Consider the following 13,181-nt stretch of genomic DNA (forward strand, 5'->3'; position numbering starts at 1 on the left):
CTCGCCGCGCAGACGCCAGGTGGTGTCCAGGCAGAGGGCCAGACGTTCCAGCAGGCTCTGCTTCTCACCGGTGTCCCAGAACGCGACCTGTTCCTTAAGGATCTGTAAATCCCCTGTCTCCTTGATGTAGTGGCACACGGCATAGGGCAGCCAGAGGTGGTCGTCGTAGAAATCTTTCCCGTCCCCCGAACGAGTGAGCGGGAAATAGTTATGCAGCGCGATCCCGTCGCTGTACACGCAGTTCGCCATCTGGAGCAGGCGCGTGCGGGCCAGTCGCGGGTCGATGTGCGCCGCGCCCATCGTGTCCTGCAGGGTGTCGCGGAACCCCAGCCCGCGTCCCGCGCCCCACTCATAGCTCGATATCGAGCGCGAAAGCTGGGCGGTCATGTAGCTGTTGTACTGGTTCCAGGTGTTCACGCAGGGATCGAAATCCTGCACCGCTGGGGTGACCGCGTGCAGGGCGCCCAGACGGCCGTTCCAGGCGGAGCGCACCCCGGCCAGGGCGTGCTCGATAGTCTCCAGGCTGTGGGCCAGTTCCAGGTGCGAGTACATCTCCTCCAGGCTGTCACCCATGGCCAGCACGAACGCGAATTTCACTTTCCGGCCCGGCGCGAGGTTCCAGGCGTGGGTCAGCCCGCAGATCGGGTAGTCGCCCACGCCTTCGAAGTTGGTGTCCTGCCCGGTCTCGACCACCAGCGGGTTGGCCTCGCTGCGGTAGATCCCGCCCAGGAACTGCTGGCGCTCGGTGTTGAACCCCACCGGCTTTTCGCTGGAGGTGAACCCGGCGAAATGCTTGACCCAGTGCATGTCATCCAGCCCCGTGCCCACGTCGTTGTAGCTGTCGTGCACTATCACGCCGTCCTTATGGTAATAGCGGGCGCACTTGGGGCAGTTGTCCAGGTTGAGCAGGTCGCGCATCGCGCCCCAGAAATTGAACTCGGCGTAGGAGTAGGTGTTGATCCGTCGCGGCGCGGCGCCACGGTTCTCCAGCTCGACCAGCCAGACCTCGGCCGGATGCTGCGGCGGCACGAAATAGGTGATGCTCGATGCGATCCCGTGGTATTCGCTCTCTATAGTCTGGACGTTCAGTCCCACCCGGCAGCGGTAGCTGAAACTCTCCAGGGGCTTGAGCACCGGGGCCCAGGTGGCCGACCAGTAGTCGCCGTCCTCCATGTCGCGCAGGTAGAGGTAGCGTCCCGGACGGTCGGCGGGGACGCCGTTGAAGCGGTAGCGCAAGAGGCGTCTGAACTTGGCGCTGCGGTGGTAGCTGGGGCCGCCCCCGGTGTGGCTGATCAGGGCGCAGTAGTCCTGGTCGTTGATCAGGTAGTTGTACCAGGGCTGGGGCGTGTCGGGCCGGGTGATGACGTACTCGCGGGCCTGTTCGTCGAAATAGCCGTACTTGCCTTCGGCGATGCGCATCGGGTGTTCCTTTCGCTGCAGAATGGCGGCCACTGAATGAATGGCGTTTGGTTTTCGTGATCTGTTTACGGCCTTTGCCGACCGGCTTGACAAGTTAGCGGCGACCGCCGCCCCTGGCAAGGGCCAGGAGAGCGTTTATCGGCTTGCGCCTGGCCGGATAAGAGCTTATTATCATCCTGGCAACTGAGCAAGAGCGCCGGGCAGCGGACCCCCGCAACCCGGAGGCTGTCTAAACCTGTTGCGGGAGGCGGGACAATGGTCACCGGAATAGTCCTTATGAACCTGGAGCGCGATAAAATAAACGCGGCGGCCGAGAAAGTCACCCAGATCGAGGGCATCACCGAGGTGTTCTCGGTCGGAGGGCACTACGACCTGGTGGCGATAATCCGGGCCCGGGACAACGAGCAGTTGGCCGATATCGTGACCGACAAGATGCTCAAGGTGGATGGAATTCTGCACTCGGAAACCATGATCGCGTTCAAGGTGTACTCGCGACACGACCTGGAGCGCATGTTTTCCATAGGCATGTGAGATCCCTCCGGGTTGACGGTTTCGCGGCTGCCGGCGGTATTCGGCTGCTTGGCGAAGTGTTCTGAAGAACCTTAACCGGCGGAGGCGGAATTTGTCAAGCCCGAGCGGCGGATGCCAGCGGGTGGGGTGAGCGCGGGTGAGAGAACCCTCGAATTTCTGAGGGCCGCGAAAGCCTCAGGGCAACGCAAGCGTGGCTTGCGTGGAGAGCAAAACCGGGCCACTGGTTGTAACTCATTGCAGGGAGTGCTCCTGCGTTAAGGGCGGCGGGGACGGAAAAGCGGGCACGTGTTTTGCCAAATGTAAATTCGGAGCATTCCGAAGGACTTGGAATCGAACCGGAGCGACGATGAAACTGGGTGCAACATACGGTCTGACGGTCCTGCTGGCTGTTCTCGGCGTGCAGATTGCCCCGTTGAGCGCCGCCGGCGGCGGCTCCGATCTGGAGGCCCTGCGTCGCGGCTATTCCGCGGCTGCAGACAGCCTGGCCGCTCAGCGCGCCCGCCGCGATTCGCTTTCGGCGCGGCTGGAGCGGGTCTCGGCCGAGGTGGCGCGCCTGAAACAGGGTGTGGCGCAGGACATGTTCTCGCCGGTGGAGCAGTACCGTCTGGGCGAGAGCCTGCGTGCGGGCAAGTCCCTGGCCGACAGCCTGGACCGTCTGAATGTGAGACTGAGCGCATTGGAACGTCGGACCGGGACGGCCCGCGAGGCGCTCCGGCGGGGCCTCGGCGAGCGGATCGAAAGCCTGGGCCGTCAGCCGGACAGCCGCGGCCAGATAGTGATCCTGCGCCGTGAGCGCGAGTCCCTGGCCGCCGGGACAGGTGCTGTCCGCGCCGACAACCCTCTTCCCGACCTGAGCGCCGCGTTGCGCGTGGAGCCGGATGACAGCCCGGACCAGGTGCGCGACAAGGCCGATTTCGCCGCCGATCTGGCGGCCCGTGTCAGGCGCGGCTTGGATATCCTGCGCACGGAGATGGAGCGGGTGAAGGACGAAAACGCGGTGCGGCGCCGCACCGGCGAGTTCGCCCAGGAGATGGCCCTGTTCGACGAGGGCCTCACCCTGAGGCGCACGGACGCGCGCGGCGGCGTGGCTGCGGCGGATGTCCCCCCGGACGACGGGAAAACAGTGGACGCCAACGCCGTGGGGCCGGACCGGGGTGAATCGGGTTATGGTGACGGCGATTTCGGGATGAGAGGTGAAATTTCCACCAGCCCGGGGTCCATAACTTCCGAGACCGCCGGTGCGTCCGTGCTGGACCGTGAGCTGTTCGATCCGGATCGTGAACACCTGCTGAACCTCGACCTCGAATCTCTTTCCCCCGATCAGATCGAGGCCGTGCTGACCCGCCTGAGCACGCGTCGTGATTCGCTGGAGCGTGAGCTGGGCCGCCTGCAGCAGCTCGAGAAGAGCCTGCGCAGCCAGGCCGGAAAACTGGGTGCAGACAGGGAGGGAGCCGGCCGGAAGTGACTTTAGTCATAGAGACCACCCCCTCAACCGTTTGCCGGCGATGTGCTCATGCATTCTGCTGTGCAACGATAATAATTCTGTATGGCTTCTCGCAGGTTTCGGCCGCTTCCCTGGAAAGCCGCCTGACCACGGGCTGGGAGTACGATGACAACGTGCTCGAGGACCCGTCGGGCCGCACCGCCGGGGGGGCCGGTACGCTCAGCCTCTTTTCCTCCGCCCGTATCAATTCGGCCGTCTCGGCCTCCCGTTTCGACCTTCAACTCGGATACAAGGCACACCACCGTTTGAGCAGCTCCGACAGCCTGACCGCCGGGGATGTCCTGGTGCAGCGTTTCGCCGCCGAGACCGAACGCCGCGCCGGCAGCTCGGTGCTGGGGGCCTCGGGCGAGCTCAAGCTGCGCAACGTATACCGCAAGAACCAGCTCGACCTGCTGAGCGAGGAGGGCTATGTCCGGGGCCAGGGTCAGCTCTACCTGCGGCGCCGGGCCGGCTCTCTGGGCCAGCTTTCGGTGTACTGGCGGCAGTCGTTCTTCAACTTCGAGTCGTTCAAGACTTTCGACTACAACTCGTTCGGCCCGCGCCTGCGCCTGACCCGCCGCCTGGGGCCGCGCCTGGCCGGGGCCCTGGAATACGGCTACACGCGCCGCCTCTGCGAACGCCCGGTCTCCCGTCCCGGCGAGGATGGCGGCCTGGAGGTGCTGGACTTCAAGCAGCGTGACAACCTGCACCAACTCGACCTGACCCTCTCCTATGGAAGCGCCTGGCTGGTCAACGGCACCTACACCCTGCAGCGCAACGACTCCAACAATTTCGGCTTCTCCTACTGGAACAACCGGTTCAGTTTCCTGCTCGGCCGCCGCCTGCCCGGCGAGGCCTACCTGAACGCCTACCTGTTCTTCGAGCTGCGCCGCTACTCCGACCGCACCAGCCTGCCGATCCTGACCGAGGTGATCACCGAGGAGAACGACAACAACGGCGCGGTGATCAAGCTTTCACGGCCCCTGGGCCGCGTGCTCGAGGCCTCCCTCACCTGGAGCCTGTACCGCAACCAGTCCAGCCTGCGTGATCTGGATTTCCGCAAGAACCTCATGGACTGCGCCCTCACCTGGCGCTTCTGAGGTTTTCAGTTTTTCAAGCGTTCCTCTCAGAAAACTGAGGTTTCACTCCGCAGCGCGGCCCTCCCGCGGCCCCGGCCCGCGCGTACGATCCGGTTGTGATGTGTCGAAACATTTTGAAAAATAATCAAATACAGCGAAATGCCACACGTCGGCCCACTCTGGAATGCAATTTGCCTTTTCCTCGGGTCAACGGAGGGTGCCATGTTTATGACAATCAGAAACTATCTGCTGGGAGTGCTCCTGCTGCTGGTCGGTCTGGCGGTGAGCCTGCGCGGGGCTGAACCCGCACCGGCAGCCGCCGCGGCGCGGGAAAGCCGTCCGGCGCAAGCCGACAGCCGGAATGGGCTGACCCGTTCGATGGGGGAGTTCATTGCCGAGATCGACCTGTTCGACAACCATCTCTACGGCCGGGTTGAGACGGTCAGCGGCGACACGCAGCGCGCCGAAAGCCTGCGCGGGCAGATCCAGAGCCGGAACACCGAGCTGAAGAACCTGATGGACAACCCGCCCCCGTACCAGGTCCGCGAGGGCGGGAACAACTACATGACCACGAACTCGCAGGAGTACTTCCTGGCGGTCTACAATCTGGAGAACGAGATTTCCGGAATGATTTCCCGTCTGCGCACGATCGAGAACGGCGGCCTGCCGCTGGTGGCCACCGAGCTGCTGGATGGCTCGATGTGGCGTGAACCGCAGGACGCCAGTCTGCTCGACCCGAACGGCGAGGACCTCGGACGCGAGCTACGGCTTGGCCGATAGACGGCCTGCGGATAGCGGAACAACTCCGGAAGTGCCACTGACAACACCTGTGAGAAACCGGAATGACCTGGAGACAGAGATGCTTGGCCTTATCATCAACTTCAAACCAGTCCAATACCCCCTCTTTGGCAATCCCAACCACCACATTTTTGTGGAAGGACCGAAAGGAGAAGTGGCAGATGAGAAGGGACGTTGTGAAGCTGCCGGTTACAGCGATAGTATCGGCGCTGCTGATACTGACGCTGAGCTGGTCTGCGCAGCCGCTTGCCGCTGAGGGTGCAGCGAAAGCCAATCCTACCGCCTCGCCCGCGCATCTGAATCTGCTGCGTCTGGCCCGGCAGGGAAAGCTCGGACAGTCCGCCCCGCAGATCAGGTACGCGGCGCCGTCGAGCGGTTTGGCTGCGGCCAAGAAAGCGGCGGACCAGCGGGTCAAGGCCAAATTACAGGCCGGGACCGAAGGGAAGGAAAAGGCGGAGCCCAAACAGGTGTTCGTAGCTCCGGACGCCGCCACCCGCCAGGCGCTGGCCACAAGCCTGGCCCGTCATCTGATGACCTCCGGGGTGAGCCCGGACAGCCGGGATCTGCCGCTGTTGCAGACCCTCAACCGTCTGAGCGCCCCAAGCTCCGGCACGAGCCTGGCCGCGGTGCGCCTGCAGAACGAGGACCCGGGGGATTTCACCCCGGTTCACGAGGCCGAGCCCAACGATGAATGGACCTCGGCCCAGGCCATCGGCTACGGCAACGCCCTGGAGGGCGACGGGGTGCCGGAAACGGATGTGGACGTGTTCAGCTTCGAGGCCCAGGCCGGCGATTATATCCGCCTGGAAGCCAATCCCACCGGGGAGAACGGCTGGGTCACCATGATGCTGTTCGACCCCGACAGCAACCAGGTCACCAACGGCCTGTATTACCTGGAAAGAAACTCCGTGAGTTCGGACAGCCGCTTCATGCCCCCGTACTGGGGCGGCGGCAACTTGATCGGCAAGAGCCTGGATCTGAGCGGCACCTACCACGTGGTGATCCTCACCCATCCCGGGCACATCTTTTACTACCGTCTGGATGACGTCAAACAGGAGTCCGCGCTGGTGGACGCCACGCAGCCGGTCGGCTACCGCGTGACCCTGAAGACCCTGTCCGTGCGCCCGGTCAGCGGCCAGCTTACCGATGACACCGGCCAGGCGGTGGCCGGGGCCAACCTCGCGTTCTGGTCGAACGACTACTACAACGGCAGTCGCGTGGAGAGCGGAGCGGACGGGTCGTTCGCGCTCAACCTGCCCGAGGGCGACTACTCGGTTTCGGTCGAGAGTCCGGCTGGCAGCCGCTATCCCGCGGACCAGATCAGCCAGAGCTTGACAGTCGGCCCATCCGGGGCCAAGGTCGATGTGAGCCTGAAGAGCGGTGTGATTTTCTCCGGCCGCATGGTCGAGGACCGCGGCGGGCCCGTGCCTTGGGGCAGTTTCAGCCTGAGCGACGATAGTGGCGGACAGTACCGCTGGGCCAGCGCCGATTCCAACGGCGAGTTCTCGGTGGCGGTGTTCCCCGGCATGTTCAACCTGTATGTCTACACCAGTTGGGAGTATCCGGATCAGCCGGTCACCCAGGGCCTGTCCGTCCAGAGCGACCTGCGCTACGATATCATCATCGACACCGGCAACCGGATCAGCGGCCGGGTCCTGGATCCGAACGGCGCTGGCATGGCTTACGCCCAGCTCAATTTCCAGGGCTACAATGTCAGCCGCTGTGTCGTGACCGATGAGACCGGCGCCTATTCCACGGCCCTGGTCGACGGCGATTACACGGTTGTCATCACCCCTTCCATCGATTCCCCGGTCCCGCCGCAGGGCTTGCCCGATTTCACGGTGAACGCCGACCAGGTGAAGGATTTCACCCTGCAGGCCGGTGCGGTGCTGAGCGGCATTGTGCGCGACAACCGCGGCAATCCCGTGCCCAACGCCCAGGTCAACGTCTGGTACGATTCCTGGAGCAACAGCAGCGGCGAGGTCTTCAAGTATGAAGACGGCGACACCGCGATCCTGAGAGAAAGGACCGATCCGGAAAAACGTGAGATGCCGGCCGTCACCAGCCGGAACGTGTACACCGGTGAGGACGGGCGCTGGCAGATAGCGGTCACCGCCGGCACCTGGGTGATCGAGTTCGTCGCCCCCTGGAATTTCCCCTCCCAGTACCTCAAGGGCGGCAGCTACACCGTAGCCGCCGGCGACCAGGTGGAAGTTCCCGCGGTGGTGATGGACTACGGCGTGACGTTCAAGGGCCGGGTGGTCCTGGACAACGGCACTCCACTCAGTTATGACGGGTTCTACATGTATTCCGGCGGCGAAACGATCTACGACGAGTACGGCAACCCGATCAAGCCGGATGAGCCGCAGCCTTATTACAGCTACTGGGTTTACACCGAGGAAGACGGGTCTTTCAATGTGCAGGTGATGCCGGCCGCTTACAGCATCCAGTTTCAGGGTCGCGCGGATAGGGAGGGCTATCCGAGCCAGACGGTCGGGAGTGTGGACCTCTCGACCGACCGTGAGATGACTTTCACACTGCAGAGCGGTTATCTGGTGAGCGGCCGGATCACCTCGCCCGGAGGCAAGGGGCTGGAGAGCTGCTATATCAGCTTCTACAGCAAGGGTATCCGCGCCGAGGGCGCCTCTACCTGGACCGACATCGACGGCAACTACGCCGTGCGGTTGATGCCCGGACCTTACGGGATCAATGTCGAGCCGGTGGCCGGGTATTTCCCGGACAGCAGTGTCTACAGCCTGATGGTGGACACAGACTGCAGCTTCGACCTGACTCTCAGCCGCGGTATCTGGGTGGGTGGACGGGCGCTCGACCGCGACGGAAAGCCCGTGCCGAAGGTGACGATCCACGCCATCCCGGTGGGCTCCGACGATGCCGACACGCTCTATCATATCCTGCCCATGCCCTACGAGACCAGGTTGGCCGGTGAGGAAGACACGGCGGACATTATTTCCGCCGACACCACGCAGGGCGATGATCCGCTGATCATGCCGATCTACAGAGTCGATCCGTACTATGCCAACACTGATGAGAACGGCTACTGGGAGATGACGGTCAAGCCGGGAGTGTACGACCTGTACGCCTGGCCCAGCTACGAGTACGCCAGCCTGTTCCTCGCGGGCGTCGACATGACCAGCGACACCAAGCTGGAGCTGGTGTTCGACCTGGCCGAGATCAAGGTCTCCGGCAGTGTCGAGTACCCGGACGGCCACCCGGCCGACAGTGTGCTGGTCAGCGCCTACGATCCAACTACCGGCCTCAACGCCAGCACCTGGACCAACACGGATGGACGTTACGAGTTCATGCTGCCCTCCGGCCGCTACGAGGTGGTGATCGACAAGGTGGAGGACGGCAACGAGCTGCAGGTGATCCCGGATATGGATATCACCGCGGACAGGGCGCTCAATTTCCGTCTGGGCGAGGGCCTGCTGGATGACTCCGAGACCACCGGCCCGGCTCTGCCCAAGGCTTTCGAGATGTCGCAGAACTACCCCAATCCGTTCAACCCGTCCACCACGATCCAGTACGACCTCCCCCAGGCCGGACATGTGCAGATCAAGGTGTTCGACATCCGCGGCCGGGTGGTGGCCACGCTGGTCAACCGTGAGGAGACCGCGGGCAGCCATACGGTGCAGTGGAACGGGCGTGAGGATTCGGGACGCGCGCTCAGCTCGGGAGTCTATTTCTACCGCATGGAAACCGCTTCGTTCAACCGCACCCGCAAGATGGTGCTGCTGAAATAAAGGAATAAAGCCCGGGAGACGAGGGGGGATCCCGGCTTTAGCGGCTGCCCCGGGGCGTCGGCCACGCCCCGGGCGGCCGCAATGATTTTTCCGCCCCCGCTGCCCAGCTTGCCGGTCCGCCCCCCGAGATTAAAATCTTCTGGCATCGATAAACTGAATTATAGAGGAACGGATGCACATTCCGAGGGTATTCCTTTTAGGTGCGTTGCTTTTCCTGACTCTCCTTGTTTATGGCTGTAAGGACAGCGAAACCACTTTGCCTTTGGACAGCGGCAGCAAGTCCAGCGTGGCCCTGAGCGGACTGAGCGAGTGCCGTCGCGAGGTGACGGACCTGGCGGCGGAGGGACGTGAGGACGAGCTGTCGGTGAGCGTTCAGGAGGGAAAGGTCCGGTTCACCCACCGGGGCGCTTTGTTCAACTGCTGCCTGGACAGCGTTTCGCTCCAGTTGTGCAAGTACGGCTCTATTCTGCGCGTAGTCGAGACCCCCCACGTTAATCAGCCCTGCCGCTGCAATTGCACTTTTGACGTGCAGGGCGAACTGCTGGAACTTGAGAGCGGCCAGTATTGGCTGGAGGTCGCTCCCTCCCCGGATGGAGATTGCGCCTGGTGCCGGGTGCAAATCAATGTTCGATGAGGTGAACCGATGCAAAAAGTGAAGGTGGGGGTCTGGTCCGGACGTCTGATCCGGCTCGTGGCGGCCCTGATCGGCGCGCTGGCCGGGGCGGCCCTCGGTGCGGACGGGGAGCCGGGGTTCGGGGACAGCGCCCTGACCGCCATAGTCGGCGTGGTGCTGGCCCTGGCTGTCCTCGAGTTGGCCCTGCGTCTGCCCAGCCCGTTCCAGCGTCTTTGAGGCTCAATCCCGGGTTTTACGCGCGACCACCAGGAAATAGGAGTTCAGGCTGAGCTTTTCCGGGACGACCCGCAGCAAGAGCTCCAAGGCCCGTTTCAGCACACGGGCCGCCAGATGGATCGGACGGCCGGCGCGACGGCTGCGTTCGAGAAAGCCCACATGTCCGAGGCTGAATTTCCCACAACTGGTTGCGGTCAGTATCTCCAGGCCTCCCACCGAGCGAACCGCCGCCTCGAGCTGTTCCAGCCCCATGCGATTATGCACGCTCCAAGCCGCGGGAGCCATCCAGTGGAGGAGCTTTCCATACAAGCCGGTGTGGTTCGGGATCTCGAGCACCAGGAACCCACCGGGCTTCAAAAGGTGGGCGTGGCGGGCCACGACCGTGGTGCAGTCCTCGAAGTGCTCCACGAAGCCGATGCTCGCCACCACGTCCCAGCGTTCCTGTTCTGTCGGCTCCCAGGCCAGCAAATCACACTGGCGCACTGTGGCCTCCACTCCGGTGCTTATCAGCAGCTCTCTGGTTTTGTCGCAGCACCAGCCGATATACTCGATCCCTTCCACCCGGTAGCCGAAATAGCGGTTGAAATACCACATGAAACGCCCCGGATAGCAGCCCACCTCCAGCAGGGACATCTCCGCATCTCGAGGTAGATACTTTTGCAGCCGGGCGTGGATTTGTCCGAAGGCCCCCCTTTGCGGATTGAACGGCAGGGAGCGGACCGGGGCCTGCTCCCAGAGGTTCTCCCAGAACCGGGGTGCGGCCAGGGACTGCTTGTCCAGGCTCATATTCCGTTCTCCGCTTCCCGCGGCGTTCTGCCGCTCAGGCCGAACACGCACCACAAACGCAGTTTGCGCCGGATAAGGATAACCGCCACCGTGTTCCAGCCCACTGTGACCGTGCAGGTGGCGAGAGCGGCCCCTGCCGCGCCCAGCGGCGGGATGAGCAGCCAGTTGAGCAGCGCATTGGCCGGCAGGGCCAGCCCGATAAGCACGGCCAGCTTGCGCTCGAGTCCGGTCATGGTCAGCAGGAGCCCGGAGGGTCCGGTCAGGGCGTTGAACAGTTGCCCGGTGCAGAGTATGACCAGAGGAACATACCCGCCCGGGAACTCGGGCCCGAACACCCCCAGCCAGATTTTTCCTCCGATTACAAGAGCCAGAAAGATCGCGGACGACAGCAGGGCCGACCAGCTCACCGCCAGGTGCACCACCCGTCTAAGCTCCACCGTGCGTTTTTCGGCATAGAGCTGAGCCACCAGCGGAGCCGCGATCATGCTGATCGCATCCAGCCCGAACGGCACCGCCGCGGCCAGGCGCACCGCGATCCCGTACACCCCCACCGTGGCGTCCGGCACGAAGAACTTGAGCATCAGGATATCGATACGGTTGAGGATCAGGAACTGGCCGTTTACCGCCAGCATGGCCAGCCCCAGGCCGAGCCAGGCGTGGGGATGGTAGACCGGGGCGGCGCTCAGCGCCTGTGACGGCAGACTGCGCCGCAGCAGCACCAGTCCCAGTCCCAGAGCCAGAAAATTGGACGCGAAAGTGAGGCCCATAACCGCGGCCGGTGAGAAATCGAACCCCGGTGCGAATATCGCCCCGGCGGCCAGCAGGGCCAGGGCCCCGTGCCCGGCCAGGCGGGGAGTGTCCGAGGCCGCCACTTTTTTAACCGCCTGCAGGGCCGAGGCGTTCAGGGCGGTCAGGGTCAGCACCGGCAGGAGCGCGCCCCCAGCCAGCAGCGCCCGGCCCAGTTCCTCCGGGATACGCGCCCCGGCGATCTGGACAGTGAGCGCCAGTCCGAGGCCGAGCAGGCAGCTCACCGCCAGCACCGTGGCCGCGCTCCAGCGCAGCAGCCCGCGGAAAGCGCCCCAGTCGCCCAGGGACTGGCAGGAGGACAAAAACCGCACCCGGCTCGTGTCCTGGCCGAGCTTGCCGAACACCACCAGCACCCAGACCCAGTTGAGCGCCACCACATACACTCCGTAGCGCGAGGCGCCCATCAGGCGGGTCAGGATCAGTTGCGGCAGCAGCGCCAGCCCTATCCCGGCCGATTTGACCGTGAACGCGGCCAGCGAGCCGCGCGCCAGCAGCGCCCCGGTCCCGGATCCGCGCAGGCGGCGCAGGGATTCCTCCAGAAATGCGTTCGTCGCTCTATCCTCCAGTCGCTCCGGCTTGAAAGCCTCTCGGCGTCGCAAGGCCAGCCCTGGCCGAGGATCAGCGCGAGGTGGCTTTTCCGCGGGGCGAACATCGGCTCTCCGGTGGCAGGTCTCATGCGGTCATAATTAAACTCCGCGCGGGGGGAAAGTCAATCTCGCTCACAGTCCTGCATCCCGGGACCGGCCTGTACCGCGCGGGCCGAAATGTTAGCATAATGTTAGAGAAACATGAACAAAAAGGCCGGCAGCGGGCCCATTCTGCCGTATCTCTACCGATTTTCTAACACAACGCTAACAAACCGGAGTTATTTTTTGAGCCGTAGATCAAACCATCAACAATGGCGGACAACTATGGCGAGAAAACACGTTCTGCTGGTCGAAGACGATGAGGACATCCTGGAACTCCTGCGCTACAACCTGAGCGAGGAGGGCTACACGGTGGATGGGGCGGTCACGGGCGAGGAGGCGCTGCGCCTGATCGTGACCAAGCTACCCGACCTGGTGATCCTGGACCTGATGCTGCCGGGCCTGGACGGGATGGAGGTCTGCAAGATGATCAAGCGCGACCCCAAGACCTCGCACATCCCGATTGTGATGCTGACCGCCAAGAGCGAGGACAGCGACATCGTGGCCGGGCTGGAGCTGGGCGCGGATGACTACATCACCAAGCCGTTCAGCCCGCGGGTGCTGATCGCCCGGGTGCGCGCGGTGCTGCGCCGCAAATCCAAGGAGCAGACCGACGAGACCTCCACGATCCAGCTACACGACCTGGTGATCAATCCCGGCCGTCACGAGGTGCTGGCCGAGAACTCGCAGGTGGAGCTGACCTCGACCGAGTTCCGGGTCCTGCATTTCCTGGCCCGCCGCCCGGGCTGGGTCTTCACCCGCAACCAGATCGTCGAGGGCGTGCACGGCTACGACTACCCCGTGACCGAGCGTTCGATCGATTTCCAGATCGCCTCGCTACGCAAGAAACTGGGGCCCGCGGGCAAGTATATCCGCACCGTGCGCGGGGTGGGATACCGTTTCAAGGACTGATTCCGCTTGAATCCCGATAGACCTTACCGGCGGGAGAGCAATTCTTCCGCCGGTAATTTATTTCTTGCG

General features: G+C 63.6%; 11 protein-coding genes. 8 read left to right on the forward strand and 3 right to left on the reverse strand.

All coding sequences use genetic code 11. The features are described 5' to 3' along the window. Positions 1 to 1,419 (reverse strand): hypothetical protein (locus LLH00_03080; GenBank protein ID MCE5270245.1); only part of this gene is annotated, 1,419 nt, incomplete at its 3' end. 255 nt (positions 1,420 to 1,674) lie between these two features. On the opposite strand from LLH00_03080, the gene LLH00_03085 reads away from it, so the two are divergent. From LLH00_03085 to LLH00_03115, 7 genes are all read left to right on the forward strand, one after another. Next, complete coding sequence (locus LLH00_03085; GenBank protein MCE5270246.1) at positions 1,675 to 1,950, forward strand: Lrp/AsnC ligand binding domain-containing protein; 276 nt, start codon at positions 1,675 to 1,677, stop codon at positions 1,948 to 1,950. A 346-nt stretch (positions 1,951 to 2,296) separates the two neighbouring features. Further along, the gene (locus tag LLH00_03090) at positions 2,297 to 3,415 is read left to right on the forward strand and encodes a hypothetical protein (GenBank protein MCE5270247.1); all 1,119 of its coding nucleotides are present in this window, start codon (positions 2,297 to 2,299) and stop codon (positions 3,413 to 3,415) included. After that, positions 3,412 to 4,533, forward strand: coding sequence for a hypothetical protein (locus LLH00_03095; GenBank protein MCE5270248.1), 1,122 nt, complete (start codon positions 3,412 to 3,414; stop codon positions 4,531 to 4,533). Before LLH00_03090 ends, LLH00_03095 begins: the two co-directional genes overlap by 4 nt. Positions 4,534 to 4,740: 207 nt before the next feature. Beyond that, positions 4,741 to 5,292 (forward strand): hypothetical protein, encoded by a 552-nt coding sequence (locus tag LLH00_03100; protein ID MCE5270249.1) that lies wholly within the window; start codon positions 4,741 to 4,743, stop codon positions 5,290 to 5,292. Between the two features lie 179 nt (positions 5,293 to 5,471). Further along, positions 5,472 to 9,071: a carboxypeptidase regulatory-like domain-containing protein gene (locus LLH00_03105; GenBank protein ID MCE5270250.1), complete on the forward strand. Its 3,600-nt coding sequence runs from the start codon at positions 5,472 to 5,474 to the stop codon at positions 9,069 to 9,071. 256 nt (positions 9,072 to 9,327) lie between these two features. After that, complete coding sequence (locus LLH00_03110) at positions 9,328 to 9,705, forward strand: hypothetical protein (protein ID MCE5270251.1); 378 nt, start codon at positions 9,328 to 9,330, stop codon at positions 9,703 to 9,705. A gap of 9 nt (positions 9,706 to 9,714) precedes the next feature. After that, a complete protein-coding gene (locus LLH00_03115) occupies positions 9,715 to 9,921 on the forward strand; it encodes a hypothetical protein (GenBank protein ID MCE5270252.1) in 207 nt (68 codons plus the stop codon). A 3-nt stretch (positions 9,922 to 9,924) separates the two neighbouring features. Here the strand turns inward: LLH00_03115 and LLH00_03120 are convergent, their stop codons facing one another. After that, positions 9,925 to 10,707, reverse strand: a complete 783-nt coding sequence (locus tag LLH00_03120; protein MCE5270253.1) for a class I SAM-dependent methyltransferase — start codon at positions 10,705 to 10,707, stop codon at positions 9,925 to 9,927. After that, on the reverse strand, positions 10,704 to 12,113 hold the full coding sequence (locus tag LLH00_03125; protein MCE5270254.1) for a polysaccharide biosynthesis C-terminal domain-containing protein: 1,410 nt from the start codon (positions 12,111 to 12,113) through the stop codon (positions 10,704 to 10,706). The genes LLH00_03120 and LLH00_03125 overlap by 4 nt, the downstream gene beginning before the upstream one ends. Before the next feature lie 312 nt (positions 12,114 to 12,425). Here LLH00_03125 and LLH00_03130 point away from each other — a divergent pair, with 312 nt between their 5' ends. Further along, positions 12,426 to 13,112, forward strand: a complete 687-nt coding sequence (locus LLH00_03130; GenBank protein ID MCE5270255.1) for a response regulator transcription factor — start codon at positions 12,426 to 12,428, stop codon at positions 13,110 to 13,112. The last annotated feature ends 69 nt before the right edge of the window (positions 13,113 to 13,181 follow it).

It is taken from the genome of bacterium (genome assembly GCA_021372515.1).
GTDB lineage: Bacteria > Gemmatimonadota > Glassbacteria > GWA2-58-10 > GWA2-58-10 > JAJFUG01.